The sequence below is a fragment of the Pseudomonas sp. MYb185 genome, assembly GCF_002979975.1.
In the GTDB taxonomy this organism is placed as follows: Bacteria; Pseudomonadota; Gammaproteobacteria; order Pseudomonadales; family Pseudomonadaceae; genus Halopseudomonas.
In genome coordinates, this window is the sequence record NZ_PCQD01000004.1 from 267,822 (window position 1) to 285,299 (window position 17,478).

The 17,478-nt window shown below is 63.7% G+C and carries 17 protein-coding genes; 10 read left to right on the top strand and 7 right to left on the bottom strand.

The window, feature by feature from the left end:
- Positions 1–10: 10 nt before the first annotated feature.
- A complete protein-coding gene (locus CQ007_RS08180) occupies positions 11–847 on the top strand; it encodes a DUF4892 domain-containing protein (RefSeq protein ID WP_105644962.1) in 837 nt (278 codons plus the stop codon).
- Positions 848–997: 150 nt separating this feature from the next.
- Here CQ007_RS08180 and CQ007_RS08185 read toward each other — a convergent pair whose 3' ends face one another.
- A complete protein-coding gene (locus CQ007_RS08185; protein WP_158256742.1) occupies positions 998–3,442 on the bottom strand; it encodes a penicillin acylase family protein in 2,445 nt (814 codons plus the stop codon).
- A 94-nt stretch (positions 3,443–3,536) separates the two neighbouring features.
- On the opposite strand from CQ007_RS08185, the gene CQ007_RS08190 reads away from it, so the two are divergent.
- The 4 genes from CQ007_RS08190 to CQ007_RS08205 all read left to right on the top strand — a co-directional run bounded on the left by CQ007_RS08190 (position 3,537) and on the right by CQ007_RS08205 (position 7,644).
- Positions 3,537–4,553 carry a patatin-like phospholipase family protein gene (locus CQ007_RS08190; RefSeq protein ID WP_105644966.1) on the top strand — a complete coding sequence of 339 codons (1,017 nt, stop codon included), beginning with the start codon at positions 3,537–3,539 and terminating at the stop codon, positions 4,551–4,553.
- An 80-nt stretch (positions 4,554–4,633) separates the two neighbouring features.
- Positions 4,634–5,671 carry a selenide, water dikinase SelD gene (gene selD, locus CQ007_RS08195; protein WP_105644968.1) on the top strand — a complete coding sequence of 346 codons (1,038 nt, stop codon included), beginning with the start codon at positions 4,634–4,636 and terminating at the stop codon, positions 5,669–5,671.
- Complete coding sequence (gene mnmH, locus CQ007_RS08200; protein WP_105644969.1) at positions 5,671–6,771, top strand: tRNA 2-selenouridine(34) synthase MnmH; 1,101 nt, start codon at positions 5,671–5,673, stop codon at positions 6,769–6,771. The genes selD and mnmH overlap by 1 nt, the downstream gene beginning before the upstream one ends.
- Positions 6,772–6,882: 111 nt before the next feature.
- A complete protein-coding gene (locus tag CQ007_RS08205) occupies positions 6,883–7,644 on the top strand; it encodes an SDR family oxidoreductase (RefSeq protein WP_105644971.1) in 762 nt (253 codons plus the stop codon).
- A gap of 112 nt (positions 7,645–7,756) precedes the next feature.
- Here CQ007_RS08205 and CQ007_RS08210 read toward each other — a convergent pair whose 3' ends face one another.
- Genes CQ007_RS08210 through CQ007_RS08220 form a run of 3 tightly spaced genes read right to left on the bottom strand, consistent with a single transcriptional unit; the run spans position 7,757 to position 9,966 of the window.
- Positions 7,757–8,329 carry a Smr/MutS family protein gene (locus CQ007_RS08210; RefSeq protein WP_105644972.1) on the bottom strand — a complete coding sequence of 191 codons (573 nt, stop codon included), beginning with the start codon at positions 8,327–8,329 and terminating at the stop codon, positions 7,757–7,759.
- A 40-nt stretch (positions 8,330–8,369) separates the two neighbouring features.
- Complete coding sequence (locus CQ007_RS08215) at positions 8,370–9,143, bottom strand: hypothetical protein (RefSeq protein ID WP_105644974.1); 774 nt, start codon at positions 9,141–9,143, stop codon at positions 8,370–8,372.
- Between the two features lie 55 nt (positions 9,144–9,198).
- Positions 9,199–9,966, bottom strand: a complete 768-nt coding sequence (locus CQ007_RS08220) for a sulfite exporter TauE/SafE family protein (protein ID WP_105644976.1) — start codon at positions 9,964–9,966, stop codon at positions 9,199–9,201.
- Positions 9,967–10,141: 175 nt separating this feature from the next.
- Between CQ007_RS08220 and aroC the strand changes: the two genes are divergently transcribed.
- The 4 genes from aroC to CQ007_RS08240 all read left to right on the top strand — a co-directional run bounded on the left by aroC (position 10,142) and on the right by CQ007_RS08240 (position 13,433).
- Positions 10,142–11,233, top strand: coding sequence for a chorismate synthase (aroC, locus tag CQ007_RS08225; protein ID WP_105644978.1), 1,092 nt, complete (start codon positions 10,142–10,144; stop codon positions 11,231–11,233).
- Between the two features lie 74 nt (positions 11,234–11,307).
- Entirely contained in the window at positions 11,308–12,462 is a 1,155-nt protein-coding gene (locus CQ007_RS08230) for an MFS transporter (protein ID WP_105644980.1), read from the top strand.
- 24 nt (positions 12,463–12,486) lie between these two features.
- The gene (locus tag CQ007_RS08235; RefSeq protein ID WP_105644982.1) at positions 12,487–12,672 is read left to right on the top strand and encodes a hypothetical protein; all 186 of its coding nucleotides are present in this window, start codon (positions 12,487–12,489) and stop codon (positions 12,670–12,672) included.
- Positions 12,669–13,433, top strand: coding sequence for an SDR family oxidoreductase (locus CQ007_RS08240; RefSeq protein ID WP_105644983.1), 765 nt, complete (start codon positions 12,669–12,671; stop codon positions 13,431–13,433). Before CQ007_RS08235 ends, CQ007_RS08240 begins: the two co-directional genes overlap by 4 nt.
- A 44-nt stretch (positions 13,434–13,477) precedes the next feature.
- Here CQ007_RS08240 and CQ007_RS08245 read toward each other — a convergent pair whose 3' ends face one another.
- The gene (locus CQ007_RS08245; RefSeq protein WP_105644985.1) at positions 13,478–14,251 is read right to left on the bottom strand and encodes a ferredoxin--NADP reductase; all 774 of its coding nucleotides are present in this window, start codon (positions 14,249–14,251) and stop codon (positions 13,478–13,480) included.
- Positions 14,252–14,355: 104 nt separating this feature from the next.
- Between CQ007_RS08245 and CQ007_RS08250 the strand changes: the two genes are divergently transcribed.
- Complete coding sequence (locus CQ007_RS08250) at positions 14,356–15,252, top strand: LysR family transcriptional regulator (RefSeq protein ID WP_105644987.1); 897 nt, start codon at positions 14,356–14,358, stop codon at positions 15,250–15,252.
- Positions 15,253–15,919: 667 nt separating this feature from the next.
- Here CQ007_RS08250 and CQ007_RS08255 read toward each other — a convergent pair.
- Together CQ007_RS08255 and CQ007_RS08260 are read right to left on the bottom strand one after the other, a co-directional pair.
- On the bottom strand, positions 15,920–16,459 hold the full coding sequence (locus CQ007_RS08255) for a glycine zipper 2TM domain-containing protein (protein WP_105644990.1): 540 nt from the start codon (positions 16,457–16,459) through the stop codon (positions 15,920–15,922).
- Between the two features lie 88 nt (positions 16,460–16,547).
- Positions 16,548–17,444 carry a LysR family transcriptional regulator gene (locus tag CQ007_RS08260; protein WP_105644992.1) on the bottom strand — a complete coding sequence of 299 codons (897 nt, stop codon included), beginning with the start codon at positions 17,442–17,444 and terminating at the stop codon, positions 16,548–16,550.
- Positions 17,445–17,478: the final 34 nt, after the last annotated feature.

Genomic DNA, 17,478 nt, shown 5'->3' on the forward strand with positions numbered 1-17,478 from the left:
AGGAGTCTCGATGTATCTGCACGTGAGCAATTGCCGGAACATTCTGCGTCCCGCCCTGTTGGTGCTGGGGCTGTGTGCCGCGGCAGCGAGCAGCGCTGCCGACAATCTGGCCATCGAACCGTTCCCGCGGGCTGAGGTCGCCCGCGAGCGGGTGCAAACGGATGTGGAGCACAGCGTGGTGATCGGCAACATCCGGCGGATCAACAACCAGGTGCGCGCGGAGCGGGAAGTGCAGGCGGTGGGTGAGCTGATCCGGTTGTCCTGGCGCATTCCCGAGGGGCACAGCGCCCGGGAAGCCATGGCGCACGCCGTGGCTCAGTTGCAGGAGCACCCACATACCACGTTGTTCTTCTGCGAAGGCCGCGAATGCGGCAGCAGCAGCCTGTGGGCCAACCAGGTGCTGGGTTATTCCCGGCTGTATGGCCCGGAAGAGAACCAGCTGTACCTGGCCCTGCGCCTGGACGACCAACCGCAACGCTTCATCAGCCTCTATGCGATCACCCGTGGCAACCAGCGGGCCTATCTGCACCTGGACCAGTTGACCCCGGCGCAGCCGGTAACCGAGATGCTGTATCCGACGCCCGCGACCTTGGGCAAGATCCTGCATGCCGAAGGCGAGCTGCTGCTGCCCGCCGTGCTGGCGGAAGATACCGACAGCACGGTCACCAGCGCCTGGCTTGACCTGGCGGCGCGCATGTTGCGCTCGGATAACCGTTTACGCATCCAGGTGGACGGCGCGCAGGCGCCGGCATTCGTGCAAGGGCTGCTTGATCGGGGCATCGATCAGCAGCGTCTGGAGATCGGTGAGCCACTGCCGGAGCAGGGGGTGCGGCTGGAAAAGCGCTGAGCGCTCCTGAGCTTGCTGAGTTCGTGAAAACCCGTCGTCGAGCCGGCGCTCGACAGCCCGGGGTGTAGCGCGCCGGCGCTACGCCTGCCGAGGCCCTGTCCGTACAACCCGACGCAGGCCCTGGTGGAGCGGCGCCCCGCGGGGGGGGCCTTATCTGCGCCGACCCGGTCGCAGGATCAACTGGTCCGGCAGCGCGCGGATGCCCAACCAGTCGAACAGCTGGGCGCGGTAGTTGCCCTGGGCGAACAACTGAGCCTGGTCGTCGTAATGCGGGTCGAAGGGATTACCGGACTGCCCCAGCGGATTGATGCCCAATGACATCGCTGGGTCGGCCAGGTCCACCAGACGCCGGGTCGAAGGCCCGGCGATCACCTCGTAACGTGGGCCACCCCGGTTGAATACCATGTTGTTGAGGCTGCCATTGGTGCCGGTGACGGCGACCCTGTCGCTATTCAGATACCCGGCGAAGGGAAACTTGTCCGCCAGCGGATGTCGGTGCTGCAGGCTGGCGAGCTTGTCCCAGGTCCAGTTCTGCGGATTGCTGCCCAGTTCATCGGTCAGTGCTTCGATGGTATGGATCCAGGCCTGCTCGATGGCCGCCTGGCGGCCGTCCATGATCGGCTGCTGACGGTTGTCCCACCATGGCGAGGCGGGCTTCCAGTACAGGCTTTCGAGGGATTTGCGGGCCATGAAGGTATTGCGGAAGTGCGCATAGTGATCGGCCAGTTCATCGGCGAACAGTGCCTGCATCAGATTGTCTTCCCAGCGCTGGAACAGCACCGCGCCGATACTGTCGGGAGTGAAGCGACCGTCCCATTCGGCAAGAATCTGCCGGGCGCTCTCGCCCGATGGGCGCAGGGCCTCGGGCAGCAGAGCGCTGTCGAGCAGTGGCAGCGCGTCCTCGACCATGTGCACCGCGCGGGGCCGGTGGCTATCGAGCTGCATGGCCTTGAATACCGAGAAGTCGAAGCTGTCCCGACCCGCCAGCAGCGTGGCGAGCTGATCGGCGCGCTCACCGGGGGCATAGTAGCCGGGTAAGGTGCGTCGCAGGCTGTCCCCGGGGTAGGGGTTGTTGGTGCTGTAGATGTAGCCTTCGCGCGGGTTGATCAGCCTGGGATTGGAGGCGAAGGGCTGATAGCCGAGAAAGTCATCGCGGCGGTTGCTGCCATCCAGCAGAGTGAAGCTGTTGTTGCTGGTGGGCCAGCGCTTGAGCCGGCCGGTGGCCCACATCGCGATGTTGTCATCGACATCGGCATAGATGACGTTCAGGCCCGGCGACCAGTGCAGTGCGGCGGCAGCTTCGAACTCGGCCATGCTGGTGGCCCGGGCATAGCGGTAGAATGCCTCGGTGGAATCGCTGCCGGGGGTCAGGAAGGTCCAGAACAGGCTGACTGGCTGGGTCGGAGGGGTCTCCCCTTCGGTCTGTGCCAGAACCAGGTGGTCGTTGATGATAGGGCCGTGGCGTGAGCTGCGCAGCCGGACCAGACGGTCCTCCTGATTGCGCACCTTGATCACTTCCTCGTGCACGGTCAGATCCTGCCAGCGCTCGCCAACCCGCACCTGGTCGGGATTGTCCGGGTTCAACTGCTCGCGGTAGAAGTCGATCTCGTCATTCATCAGCATGGTCAGGCCCCAGGCGTGATGCGCGGTATGTCCGAGCAGCGGGAAGGGCAGGCCGGCGAGGAAGTGCCCATAGACCTCATGCTCCGGCGTCCGGAGGTGGGCTTCATACCACACCGCCGGAACAGCGAAACCGATATGCGGGTCGTTGGCCAGCAGAGGCCGGCCGCTGATGCTCAGGGCGCCCTTGACTACCCAGGCATTACTGCCATGGAACTGCCCGGCGGGCAGTTGCGCCTGCACCTGGGCCAACTGTTCCAGCAGCGGTTGCAACAGGCTCGCCGTGGTCTGTGGCGCGGCGGACTTGCGCGGTGGCGGCGCTTCCGGGGCACCGGGCACCAGATCCTGCACATAGCGTTCACCGAGCGTGCCGCGTACATGGTCGACCAGCGCGTCGGTCTTGAATGCCTCGGCGAAGGAGTAGGCCATATAGCCCATCACATGGGCGATATCCTCCAGCGCGAAGTAGTCCGGTCGGGTCAGCAGCAGACGATACTCCACCGGTGTGCGGCCCTGGTCGATATACTGGTTGATACCGTCCTGGTAGGCTTTGAGCGCCTGTACATGGGGTCGCTCGGCATTGTTCTCCAGATGCTCGGCATATTGCCTGGCGTAGCGGCTGATGCCCAGTGTGCGGAAGAACTTGTCGGTGGCGTAGGTCTCCTGGCCGAACAGTTCGGACAGCCGGCCACCGCCGATGCGCCGCAGGATATCCATCTGGAACAGCCGATCCTGGGCGTGCAGGTAACCGAGTGCGCGGTAGGCGTCGGTATCGTTCTGCGCGTCGATATGCGGCACGCCCCAGGCGTCGAAATACACCGCCACCTCCTGCTGCAGGCCCTTCAGGCGCAAGGTGCCGCTGCGCTGGGCTTCGGCGGTATGCAGAACCCAATGGCCCAAGGCAGCCAGGGCAATGGCGGTGATGAGCAGGGCAGCGAGAATTTTCAGACGAAAGAGGGTGCGACGCTGGATCACGGTTGGCCTTGTAGCAGAGAATGATGACTGAACCGGGGCATCATGCTGAGAGAGCGGTCCGACGTCAATCGGCATTGAATATGGAGAGGTGAAAATGGCGCAAAGCGTAGCGCTGGTGCTTGGCAGCGGTGGAGCCAGGGGCTATGCCCACATCGGTGTGATCGAGGAAATCGAGCGTCGCGGGTATTCCATCGAATGCATCGCCGGCTGCTCGATGGGGGCGGTGGTCGGTGGCATCTATGCCGCGGGCGGCCTGCAGGCGTATCGCGAATGGGTCTCCGGGCTGGCCTATCTGGATGTACTGCGCCTGCTGGATTTCGGCTTCGGCAATCTGGGGGCGATCCGCGGTGAGCGGATTTTCGGGCGTATCCGCGAGATTCTCGGCGAAGTGAATATCGAGGACCTGCGCATTCCCTTCACCGCGGTGGCCACCGACCTGACCAACCAGCAGGAGGTCTGGTTTCAGCAGGGCAGCCTGCATGAGGCGATGCGCGCCTCGGCGGCGATTCCCAGCCTGTTCTCGCCGGTACGCCAGGGCAGTCGGGTGCTGGTCGACGGCGGGTTGTTGAACCCACTGCCGATCATCCCGGTGGTGTCGGCGCATTGTGACCTGATCATGGCGGTCAACCTCAATGCCAACCACAGTAACGGTTATGTGCTGCCGGTGATCCCGCGACCGGCGCCGATTCGTCACCAGCTGGAACAGTGGATGGACTCGCTGCGGCTGCGCAGCCTGCTCAGCTGGCATGACGCCGAAGAGGAGGAAGAGGGCGAAAAGCAGCGCAAGCTGGATTACATGAGCGAAGAATTGTCACCCGCCGAGGCAGCCGCCCACCGCCAGGAGGATGAGGAGCAGCCGGTGAGCACGGATATCCAGGTCGGCCCGGCGAGCATGCTGGAGCTGGTCAACCTGTCCTTCGAAACCATGCAGGCCTCGCTGACCAAGTACAAGATCGCCGGCTACCCGCCGGATGTGGTGTTCGATGTGCCCAAGCGTCTGTGCCGGTTCTTCGAGTTCCAGCGCGCCCCTGAGCTGATCGAGCTGGGCCGCATGGTGGCCAGTGATACGCTGGATCGGTTCGAGGGGCGTAACAAGAGGCATCAAGGATGACACGGATAGAGGGCGATGAAACGGGAACAGACTCTCGGGTCTGTTAGAATGCCGGGCTGAGTTTCAACCCGGAGACAGGCATGGCCGATACAGTGCGTTTGACCGAATACAGCCACGGTGCAGGCTGCGGTTGCAAGATTTCCCCCCAGGTGCTGGACGAGATTCTGGCCAGCAGCCAGCCGATGCCCGAGTACCCGCAGTTGTGGGTCGGCAATGGCAGTCGCGATGATGCAGCGGTATTCGGTCTGGATGACGAGCGCGGCATTGTCAGCACCACCGATTTCTTCATGCCGATCGTCGACGACCCCTACGATTTCGGCCGTATTGCCGCGACCAACGCCATCAGCGACATCTATGCCATGGGTGGCGCACCTCTGATGGCCATCGCCATCCTTGGCTGGCCAGTCAACCTGCTGCCGGCTTCGGTGGCGGCGCAGGTCATGGCCGGTGCCCGCGCAGTCTGTGCCGACGCCGGGATGCCGCTGGCCGGCGGCCATTCCATCGACGCTCCGGAGCCGATCTTCGGTCTGGCGGTGACCGGCCAGGTAACGCGCCGGCAGCTCAAGCGCAATGATACCGCCCGTGCCGGGGCACGCCTGTACCTGACCAAGCCGCTGGGTATCGGTATCTTCACCACCGCTGAAAAGCAGAAGAAGCTGCGCCCGGAAGATGCCGGTGTGGCGCGCGACCTGATGTGCCAGCTCAACCGTATCGGCGCCCGTTTTGCACAGCTCGATGCGGTGCAGGCGATGACCGACGTTACCGGCTTCGGTCTGCTCGGCCACCTGGCGGAAATGGCTGAAGGCTCGGGTGTGCTGGCGCGACTGCAGGAAGCGGCGGTACCGCGCCTGCGGGGCGTCGAACACTATCTGGATGCCGGCTGTGTGCCCGGAGGCACCGGTCGCAATTTCGCCAGCTACGGCCACAAGCTGGCCGATATGCCGGCGCCGTGGCGCAACCTGTTATGCGACCCGCAGACCAGTGGCGGATTGCTGGTCGCGGTCGACCCGGCCGGGGAACAGGCGTTCCTCGCCATCGCCGCCGAACAGGGCCTGCAATTGCAGCCGATCGGCGAGCTGCTGGAACACCGGGGCGGCCATTGGGTCGAGGTGGTTTGATGCGCCCCGACACCGACGACTACCGCCGACTGTTCCTGAACAGTGTGCCGATGATGGATGTGCGGGCGCCGATCGAGTTCAACAAGGGTGCGTTTCCGCAGACCATCAACCGACCGCTGATGGATGATGAGGAGCGGCGCCGGGTCGGTACCTGCTACAAGCAGCATGGCCAGGCGGCGGCCATCGCCCTCGGGCACCGGCTGGTCAGTGGCCCGTTGAAAGAGGCGCGTATCGCCGCCTGGAAGGCCTTTGCCGAGGCCCATCCCGACGGTTACCTGTACTGCTTTCGCGGTGGTTTGCGTTCGCAGCTGGTACAGCAGTGGCTGGCCGAGGCCGGGGTCGAGTACCCGCGGGTGATCGGCGGTTACAAGGCCATGCGGCGCTACCTGATCGACAGCCTCGACGAGGCGGTGCGTGACTGCCCGCTGGTACTGGTGGCCGGGATGACCGGTACCGGCAAGACGGAGGTCATCAGCGCGCTGGATAACGGCGTGGACCTGGAGGGCTGTGCCCATCATCGTGGCTCGAGCTTCGGGCGCCATGCCACGCCGCAGCCTACCCAGATCGACTTCGAGAATCGCCTGGCGATAGATGTACTCCGGCGGCGTGCCCAAGGGACAGGGCAACTGGTGCTGGAGGATGAAGGGCGCATGGTCGGCAGTTGCTCGGTTCCCCTGGCGTTGTTCCATGCCATGCGTTCCGCACCGCTGGTATGGCTGGAGGACCCACTGGATAACCGGGTCACGCGCATCCTTGGCGACTACGTGATCGACATGCAGGCGGAGTTCAATGCCATCCACCCGGATGACCCGCAGGCTGCCTTCGATGCTTTCTCGGAATACCTGCTGGGAAGCCTGCAGCGGATCTACAAGCGCCTTGGTGGTGACCGTCACCAGGAGCTTCAAGGGCTGATGAGTGAGGCCCTGGATATCCAGCAACGCAGCGGCGAGGTGCAGGCGCACCGCGCCTGGATCGAGGAATTGCTGACCCACTACTACGACCCGATGTATGCCTATCAGCGTCAGAGCAAGGAAGCCCGGGTGGTATTCAGCGGCGACCAGCAGGCGGTCATCGATTGGCTGCGGCATAAGCGAATGTGATGATGTGTGAATAACAGGCCTGACTTTGCTGGAGTCCCGGCTTTGCAGGTTGCTACGCTCCAGGCATCAGGGCGGAATGGACCGCCCCGTTGAGGCTCAGGAGCGGCAAGCATGGCCAATGATTTTTCCGGTAAGGTGGTACTGGTAACCGGCGCGGCAGCAGGGATCGGCAAAGCGACCGCGCAGGCCTTTGCAGCGGCGGGCGCCCGCCTGATCGTCTCCGATGTGGATGCCGGGGGTGGCGAGGCTGTCGCCAGCGATATTCGGGCCTCGGGTGGCGATGCCCTGTTCCTTGCCTGCGATGTGACAGATAGCGCGCAGGTCCAGGCGCTGATCGAACGGATCGAGGCCGACCATGGCCGGCTGGACTGCGCCTTCAACAATGCCGGTATCGATATCGAGCAGGGCCGGCTGGCTGACGGTGACGAAGCGGTGTTCGACCGCATCATGGAGGTCAACGTCAAGGGCGTCTGGCAATGCATGCGGTTCGAGATCCCGCTGATGCTCAAGCATGGCGGAGGCGCCATCGTAAACACCGCATCGGTCGCTGCGCTGGGGGCCGCGCCGAACATGAGTGTCTACAGTGCCAGCAAGCACGCGGTGCTCGGTCTGACCCGGTCGGCGGCGGTGGGGTATGGCAAGCAGGGCGTGCGTATCAATGCGGTCTGCCCCGGCGTCATCGATACCGATATGTTCCGCCGCGCGGTGGCGGGTGACCCGCGCAAGGCCGCGAGCGCCGTCGCCATCCATCCGGTAGGGCGGATCGGCATGGTGGAGGAGGTCGCTGCTGCGGTGCTCTACCTGTGCTCGGAGGCCGCTTCCTTCACCACCGGGGTTGCGCTGCCGGTCGATGGCGGCAAGACCGCGTACTGATTCATGCCTGGGTTGTCGCGCACCTGCGCGACGACAGGGTTGGGTGGAAGCGGCGTTGCCGGCGTAGCGCAGGCGCGCTACACCCCCAAGGGGGAGCCGTGGCAAGACGTCTCTAGTCGTCCCGACCTTCGAGCATGTTCCTGCGCAGCAATACATAGACCGAGCCGGTCCCGCCATGGCGCGGGAGGCAGGAGGTGAACGCCAGCACACTGTCGTGCTGGCGCAGCCAGGTGTTGACGTGGCTCTTGAGGATCGGCGTGCGTCCGTCCTTGCGCTGGGCCTTGCCGTGGGTGACGCGCACGCAGCGCACCTCGATGCGCGTCGCTTCGGCGATGAACTCCCACAGCAGCTCGCGGGCCTTGTCCACATTCATGCCGTGCAGATCGATACTGCCATCGAAGGCTATCTGTCCGCTTTTCAACTTGCGCAGTTGGCCTTCCTGCACGCCGTTGGCGGCCCAGGCCAGTTCTTCTTCAGGCAGCACATCGATGACGAACTGGTCAGACAGGCCATCGACCCGCAGCTGATTCTGTGTTTGTGTGGCGCGCTGGCGCCGGGCATGCAACTGTGCGCGGTCGCTGCGTGGCTTGCCGGTATCGGCGCGGTCATGGCTGATCGGTCTGGCGCCCTGGGTGGCCTGGCGGAACAGCTCCAGGTCGTCGGCGTCGTTGCTGTCCTGAGTCATGGGTGTAATGTCGTGCGTGATTGAACAGGCAGGTAGTTTATCAGCGCAGTACCACCCAGAGCAGCATCAGTGCCTGGAAGATCGAGAACACGATCAGGCAGCCGATGGCGAAGCGGTGACCTATGTCGTTGCGCTTGTATTCGTCGAGGCTCGCCTGCAGGGTGGTCAACTGTGCCTGTTGCTGACGGTTGAGGGTTTCCTGGTCGCGCAGTTGATGCAGGATTTCGCCGACATGCAGCCGCTGTACCCGCTCGGTGTTCCAGCTGGCGATCAGGTCGCTGACCCGGTTGGCCTGGGCCTTGCCCTCGGTGCGGGCATCGTCGTTGTAGCTCAGATGGAAGCCAGCTCGCTTGAGCAGGCGTTCTCGCATCTGCCGGGCTTCCTCGCTGGGTACCTCATTGCTCTGCAGCATGATCGGCGTTACCGCGTAACTGGCGAACTTGCGCTGTGCCCAGTCGATCAACTGGGCCAGCATGAAGCCGGCGATCCCGCGTTGGGGTGGGAATATCCGCAGCCCCTGCAGCGGGCCGAAGCGTACGCGCTGATGCTTGTGGTCGATCAGCAGTTCCATGAAGTTGGTTCCCGGCGGGACGCTTTCGTCCTCGATGCGCAGTTGCAGGCGCAACAACTCCAGGCTGGCCACCCGCTCATGGGTCACCGCGATCTGTGCCAGCCGCTCGCCATGCAGCATCAGTCGGCCCTTGAATACCGGTTTGAGCTGGATCCAGTAGAACTCAGATGGCCGCGCATGGACGAACGGGTCCCGCGGCGGGGCCGGGTCCGGTGTCGTGCTGTGGGGTTGTTCTTCGCTCATCGGGTGATCCTTGCTGAATACACCGTTATCGGCCGGTTGCCGGAATTCTTGAATATTACCAGCTTTGCCATGCCTGCCAGATCAGACGCAAGGCCAGCAAGGTGAGCAAGGTATTGAAAACCAGCGTGAAGCGGTGATCGCTCAGGCGCCTGAGCAGCCGCAGGCCGACCCAGGTGCCCAGAGCGCCCGCTGCGATCATCGCGGCAATCAAACCCAGCCAGTCGGCGAAGATGAAGCCGGCGGCGCCATAGATCAATGCCTTGGGGGCATGCTGCAGGCACATGGCGCTGGCAAAGGTAGCCACGGTGGAAAAGCGCTCGCCCCGTTGCTGCTGCTTGACGAAGGCCGCCACCAATGGCCCGGTGGCACCGACGAACAGGCTGATGAAGGTGGTGAGCGCCGCTGCCAGCAGGGTACCCGCCGGGCCGGTGGCGATGGCCGGAATAGGTGGTCCCCAGCACAGCAGCAGAATGAAACCGGCAATGCACAATTGAATCAGTGGCAGTGGCAGGTCGACCAGAAACAGGCTGCCGAGCCAGGCCCCGAGCAGCGCGCCGGGGGCGAACCAGGCGATCAGGCGCAGATTGATGTGGCGCAGGGTCAGTGCCGCACGACTGACATTGGAGCCCAGCTGCACCATGCCATGCACCGGAATGATCGCCGCCGGTGGCAGGGCGACGGCCATGATCGCCAGCAGCAGCACGCCGCCGCCGATACCCAGCGAGGCGGTGATCGCCGAGGTGAGTGCCGATACCGCCACCAGTGCTGCGGCGGTCAGCGGTGATAGGGTGGCAGGGAGTAAAAGGTCCAGCAATGCCTGCATCTGTCAGCTCCGGGTAGGCAGTTCATGGTTGCGCTCTGCGCCCAGTCTAAATGAGTATGCCGCTGGCGGCTCGCTGATCATTGCAAGGGGCTGGCCGCTGCCACCACGGGCTGTCACCGTTGCCGGTCGGCGGTTATACTGCTCGCTTTCATTTACTTGACACTGGATGGCACGCATGGCCGGAAATACCCTTGGCACCCTGTTTACCGTCACCACCGCCGGCGAAAGCCATGGCCCGGCCCTGGTCGCCATTGTCGATGGGTGTCCACCCGGGCTGGAGCTGTCCGCCGCCGATCTGCAGCTCGATCTTGACCGGCGCAAGCCCGGAACCAGCCGGCACACCACCCAGCGCCAGGAGCCGGACGAGGTGGAGATCCTGTCCGGTGTGTTCGAGGGCCGTACCACCGGTTGTCCGATCGGTCTGCTGATCCGCAATACCGATCAGAAGTCCAAGGATTACTCGGCGATCAAGGATCTGTTCCGCCCGGCGCATGCCGATTACACCTATCACCACAAGTACGGTATCCGTGACTATCGCGGCGGCGGTCGCTCCTCCGCCCGCGAGACCGCCATGCGCGTGGCGGCAGGGGCGATTGCGCGCAAGTACCTGGCCAGCCAGGGCATCAGCGTGCGCGGTTACATGAGCCAGTTGGGGCCGATCGAGATTCCTTTCAAGAGCTGGGAGGCGGTCGGTCAGAACGCCTTCTTCAGTCCTGACCCGGACAAGGTGCCGGAGCTGGAGGCCTACATGGACCAGCTGCGCCGTGACCAGGACTCGGTCGGGGCGAAGATCACCGTGATTGCCGACGGTGTGCCGCCGGGGCTGGGCGAGCCGGTGTTCGATCGACTGGATGCCGAGTTGGCCTATGCGCTGATGAACATCAATGCGGTCAAGGGCGTGGAAATCGGCGCCGGCTTCGCCTCGGTCAGTCAGCGTGGCACCGAACACCGGGACGAGCTGACCCCCGAAGGCTTTCTCGGTAACAACGCCGGTGGCGTGCTCGGCGGCATTTCCTCCGGTCAGCCGATCGTGGCGCATCTCGCGCTCAAGCCGACGTCCAGTATCACCACGCCGGGCCGCTCCATCGATGTGGCTGGCAATCCGGTCGAGGTGGTGACCAAGGGTCGGCACGATCCCTGTGTCGGTATCCGCGCCACGCCGATCGCCGAAGCCATGATGGCTCTGGTGCTGATGGATCACCTGCTGCGTCATCGTGCGCAGAACGCTGAGGTACGGGTCGATACCCCGGTACTGGGTCAGCTCTGATTCAGCTCCGGTGAGCGCCGGTATCGATAGGGTGGTACATCTGTTGTGCCACCCTCGACGCAGGGTGCGCTGAGATGCTGCCTTATTGGCGTCTTTCCGGCTTCTACTTCTGCTATTTCGCCCTGCTGGGCGGTGTGGCTCCTTTCCTGTCGCTGTATTTCCATCACCTGGGGTTCTCCGCGGCGCGGATTGGCGAGCTGATCGCCATTCCCATGCTGATGCGCTGCCTGGCGCCGAACCTGTGGGGCTGGCTGGGGGACCGCAGCGGGCAGCGGTTGCTGATCGTGCGGCTCGGTGCGCTGCTCACCGCGCTGACCTTCAGCGCCATCCTCTGGCGCCAGGACTATCTGTGGCTGGCGCTGATCATGGCCCTGCACAGCTTCTTCTGGCATGCCGTGCTGCCACAGTTCGAGACCATCACCCTGGCGCACCTGGGTACGCAGTCGGCGCGCTACAGTCAGATCCGGTTGTGGGGCTCGGTGGGCTTCATCGTCACCGTGGTGGTGCTTGGCCTGCTGCTGGACAGATACAGCCCGGACATCTATCCGCAGGTCATGCTGGCCATCATGCTGGGGATCTTCTTCTGCAGTCTGCTGGTGCCGCCGGCCCCGGTGGTCGCCTCGCGTCCCGAGCTGGCGCTGAGAGCGGGTTTTCTCGGCCAGCTGTGGCGGCCCGGGGTGCCGGTATTCTTTCTCTGCGTGGCGTTGATGCAACTGTCCCACGGCCCGTACTACACCTTTCTGACCCTGCATCTGGAGGCGCTGGGCTATGGCCGGGTGCTGATCGGTGCGATGTGGGCGCTGGGCGTGGTGGCGGAAATCATCCTGTTCATGCTGATGAGTCGGCTGCTGGCACGCTTCTCGCTCAAGCAACTGCTGATTGGCAGCTTCCTGTTGGCGGCGGTGCGCTGGCTGCTGCTGGGTCTGCTGGCTGACCAACTGGTGCTGCTGGCGTTTGCCCAACTGATGCATGCGGCCACCTTCGGGTGCTTCCACGTAGTGGCAATCCACTTCGTGCAGCGCAGCTTCGGCGAGCGGCAGCAGGGGCAGGGCCAGGCGCTGTATGCGACGCTGGCCGGTTGCGGCGGTGCGCTGGGTGCCCTGTACTCCGGCTACAGCTGGAATGCCCTGGGCACTGGCTGGACCTTCGCCCTGGCCAGTCTTGCCGCTTCGCTGGCTGCGTTTCTGCTGGTGTGGCGGATGCCGGGCCGGCTCGTCGATGGTCTATAGTGGGCTGCACCGGGAGGTAAATGAATGAATACCAATTTCATTATCGTGATCGCCGGCTTCGTGCTGCTGCTGATGGCACTGAGCGCCATCAGCAGCATTGCCCAGAGCGGTGAAACGCGCAGTGCCAAGGCGCGCTGGATTGCTCTGGTGGCGTTGCTGCCGCTGCTCGGCTGGGCCATCTGGCTGGGCAGGGGGCCGAGGCGCACATGAACCAACAGCACGAGGTTCGGGTGGCGCTGATTACCGGCGCGGCGCGGGGTATCGGCAAGGGCATTGCCGCCAGTCTGCTGCGTGCCGGCTGGTCGGTGGTGCTGGGGGATGTGGACGAGGCCGAGGGGCTGCTTGCCGCTGAGGAACTGGCGCGTTTGGGTACCGTCGAGTTCGTGCCGCTGGATGTCGCCGACGAGGCCAGCGTGCAGGCCGCGCTGGAACAGATCGAGGGGGATTTCGGGCGGCTCGATGGTCTGGTGAACAATGCCGGACTGGCCGACCCGGACAGCGGCCCGCTGGGGCAGCTCACGCTGGAAAGCTGGAACCGGGTGCTGGGCGTCAATCTGACCGGTCCCTTTCTGGTATCCCGGCAATGCCTGGGTCTGCTGCGTGACAGTGGCGGCGCCATCGTCAATATCGCCTCGACCCGGGCGCTGCAGTCGGAGTCCAATACCGAGGCCTACGCTGCGAGCAAGGGTGGGCTGGTGGCGTTGACCCATGCCATGGCGGTCAGCCTCGGGCCGGAGGTGCGGGTCAATGCGGTGAGCCCCGGCTGGATCGATACCCGCCCCGAGACCGTGCAGGCCAGCGACCCATTGCGCCAGATCGATCATGAACAGCATGCGGTCGGTCGGGTAGGGCAGCCGGAGGATGTCGGTGAGCTGGTAGCGTTTCTGTTGAGCCCGGCGGCGGCCTTCATCACCGGCCAGAATATCGTCGCCGATGGGGGCATGAGCCGGCAGATGATCTATCGCGAATAGGGAAGGACAGCGGGCCGGCAACTGCTGCCGGCCCGGGGAAGTGCTTACTTCTCGACGAAGGCGCGCTCGATGGCGTAGTGCGCCTGGATGCCCTGACGGGATTCCTCGAAGCCCCAGCCATCCAGGATGGCGGTCAGATCCTTGAGCATCGCCGGGCTGCCGCACAGCATGAAGCGGTCATCTTCCAGGTTCGGCTTGGGCAGACCGATGTCCTCGAACAGCTTGCCGCTGGTCATCAGGTCCGACAGGCGGCCTTCATTGCGGTAGGGTTCGCGGGTCACGGTCGGGTAGTAGATCAGTTGCTCGCGCACCTGCTCGCCGAAGTATTCGTGATTCGGCAGGTCCTCGGTGATCAGCTTCTGGTAGGCCAGTTCGCGGACCCAGCGGCAGCCGTGGGTGAGAATGACCTTGTCGAAGCGCTCGTAGGTTTCCGGGTCCTGGATGATGCTGATGAAGGGCGCCAGGCCGGTGCCGGTGCTCAGCAGGTACAGGTTGCGGCCGGACAGTACGTTGTCCAGCACCAGGGTGCCGGTCGGCTTGCTGCTGACGATGATGTTGTCGCCTTCCTTGATGTGCTGCAGGCGCGAGGTCAGCGGGCCGTCCGGCACCTTGATGCTGTAGAACTCCATGGTGTCTTCATAGTTCGGGCTGGCGATGCTGTAGGCACGCATCAGCGGGCGCCCTTCGACTTCGAGGCCGATCATGATGAAATGACCGTTCTTGAAGCGCAGGCTCGGATCACGAGTGGTCTTGAAGCTGAACAGGGTGTCGGTCCAGTGGTGGACGCTGAGAACACGCTCGGTTTTGAATTTGGACATCTATTCCCTCCAGTCGGGATCCTCGAAATTGCGGCCATTCTAATGCTTGGCTAATCTAGCGGTTAAGTGATTTATTTTTATTTATATATCCGGAAAAACCGATAATGAAATATACCCTCCGCCAGCTGGAAGTTTTTCTTGCCGCTGCGTTCCATGAAAACCTGACCCGCGCCGCAGAGAGCCTGGCGATGTCGCAGTCGGCGGTGAGCAGTGCGTTACGCGACCTGGAAGGGCAATTCAATGTCCAGTTGTTCGATCGGGTCGGCAAGCGCCTGCAGCTCAACGAGCTGGGTCAGGGCATTCGGCCCAAGGCCCAGGCGTTGCTGGAGCAGGCCCGAGGTCTGGAAGCGGCGCTGGCGGGGCATGAGGAGCTGGGTCACCTGCGGGTCGGGGCGACCATGAGCGTAGGCAATTATATCGCGGTCGGTATCATGACCCGCTACATGCTGGAACAGCCGGGGGCGCGGGTCGAGCTGGAGGTGGCCAACACCTCCAGCATCGTGCGCAAACTGGCCAATTTCGAGCTGGATCTGGGGTTGGTCGAGGGCGAAACCCGCCATCCCGATCTGAAGATGCTGTACTGGCGGGATGATGAACTGGTGGTGTTCTGTGCACCGGATCATGAGCTGGCGGGCAAGCCCTGGCTGACGGATGAGGACCTGGTGCAGGCGGAGTGGATAGTCCGGGAACAGGGCTCGGGTACCCGGCAGAATTTCGAGTGGGCGCTGCACGGCTTGTTACCGCAGCTGAACATCAAGCTGGAGTTGCAGCATACCGAGGCGATCAAGCGGGCGGTGGAGGCGGGGCTGGGGATTGGTTGTCTGTCGACGATCACGCTGGGTGACGCCTTTCGTCGAGGCACCCTGGTGCCGCTGCCGGTACCGCACAGGGATTTCACACGGGGGTTGTATTTCGTGCGGCATCGCAACAAGTTCATCAGCGCCGGTATGCGCCGCTGGCTGGAGTTGTGCCGGGAGGAGGAGCCGGAATCCCTGCTTTGAACCCCAATGTCATTGCGAGCCACAGTGGCGTGGCAATCCATGGGTTCGGGTTTGCGGCTGGTACTGGATGGATTGCCGCGTCGGCGGATGGCCGCCCCCTGCTCCTCGCAATGACCGGGAAGGGAGGACTGATATCGTCGGGTTGGCCGCGGTCGTCGAGCGGGCGCTCGACAACCCAGCTCCCGGGGTGTAGCGCGCCTGCGCTACGCGGGGAGGGAATGCTGATATCGTCGGGTTGGCCGCGGTCGTTGAGCAGGTGCTCGACAACCCTGCTCTCGGGGTGTAGCGCGCCTGCGCTACGCTGTAGAGGGAATGCTGATATCGTCGGGTTGGCCGCGGTCGTTGAGCAGGTGCTCGACAACCCTGCTCTCGGGGTGTAGCGCGCCTGCGCTACGCTGTAGAGGGAATGCTGATTCGTCGGTTGGCCGCGGTCGTCGAGTAGGCGTTCGACAACCTGGTTCCCGGGGTGTAGCGCGCCTGCGCTACGCGGGGAGGGAATGCTGATATCGTCGGGTTGGCCGCAGTCGTCGAGCAGGTGCTCGACAACCCTGCTCTCGGGGTGTAGCGCGCCTGCGCTACGCCGGGGGGAATGCCGATCTTGTCGGATTTGCCGAGTCGTCGAGCGGGCGCTCGACAACCCGTTGTGCTGCGGCTGGGGGGCGGGGCGTTACTGGTTGGCGCTCAGCACCAACTGGCCATCCTGCAGCGGAATCCGGTTACCGGGGTGGCGGTCCATGCGTACGCTGCCGGTTTCGTCGCCGATGCTGTAATCGACCTGATAACCGACGACCTTTTCCTTGCTGTCATATACGGTTTTACAGCGTTGTTCGGTAGTGGTGTAGGTGTTGTTCTGCTGCATGCGTTCCTGGGTCTTGTTACCGGCATAGCCGCCAGCGGCTGCGCCGGCTACCGTGGCGATTTTCTTGCCCGAGCCGCCGCCGACCTGGTTACCCAGCACGCCGCCAATCACTGCGCCAGCCACGCTGCCCAGCACCTGATGCTGATCCTGGACCGGCTTCTGGCGGGTCACGGCAACCTGCTCGCAGACCTCGCGGGGAATGCGCTCGTTTTCCTTGAGTTCGACAACGTTGAGCACCTCGGCATGGGTGGGTGTCTTGTCGGACAGTGCGTTGTATCCGGCAATGGCCCCTCCGGCAGTGGCTACAACTGCGCCGATGACGATACCTGACAACATTGACTTGTTCATGGTGATTCCCTGACTTCCAGTGTGACGTATTGATCTGCTGCGGCAACCCGCAAGTGGTAACGCTGGGACCACAGCGCCATGCACAAGTTCAGTCTTTCATGTGCAGGGCCGGGTAGCCGGCCTCATCCTGCAATAGGGCGATGAGCGCCTGTCCGGCATTGGACAGGGTGCGTCCGCTGTGGTGGATGCAGCCCAGTGCGCGTACCAGTCGGGTCCGGGGGATCTGCAGCACGCGAACCTGCGAATCGACCATGGTCCGCGGTAGCACGCTCCAGGCCAGGCCGATGGAGACCAGCATCTTGATGGTCTCCATATAGTTGGTACTCATGCTGATCTGCGGGCTGATCTGGTGCCGCTCGAACAACTGGTTGACCACCCGGTGGGTGAAGGTGGTAGTACCGGGAAATACTGCCGGATAGGCTGCCAGTTGCCGTAGCTGAACACGCTGCGCGTCGGCCAGCGGATGCTCCGGCGCGACTACGAACTCCAGCGGGTCGTCCCAGATGTGGGTGGCGACGATCGGCGCTTCCACCTCGGGAGCCAGGGTGATCACTGCCAGTTCGATTTCCCCGTGCAACACTTTTTCATAGGCCACCTCGGAATCCAGGAACTGGATATCCAGCACCACACCGGGGTAGGCCTTGGTGAAACGGCGCAATATCGGTGGCAGGCGGTGCAGGCCGATATGGTGGCTGGTCGCCAGGCGCAGACGGCCCTGGATGGTCGCCGACAGGTTGCCCAGTGCCCGGCGGGTGTCGTTCAGCGCATTGATGATCAGCTCGGCGCGGGGCTTGAGCGCGCGGCCGGCTTCGGTCAGGTCGACATGCTTGCCGATGCGATCGAACAGCCGCACGTTGAGCTGCTGCTCCAGTGTGGCGATGCGCTTGCTCACCGCCGGCTGGGTCAGATGCAGCTGTTCCGCCGCTCGCGAGAAGGAGCCGGTGGCGGCCACGGCGAGGAAGGCATCGAAATTGGCTGTATCCATGTCGGATTCCTGTTGGTTATCCAATGCATGAATA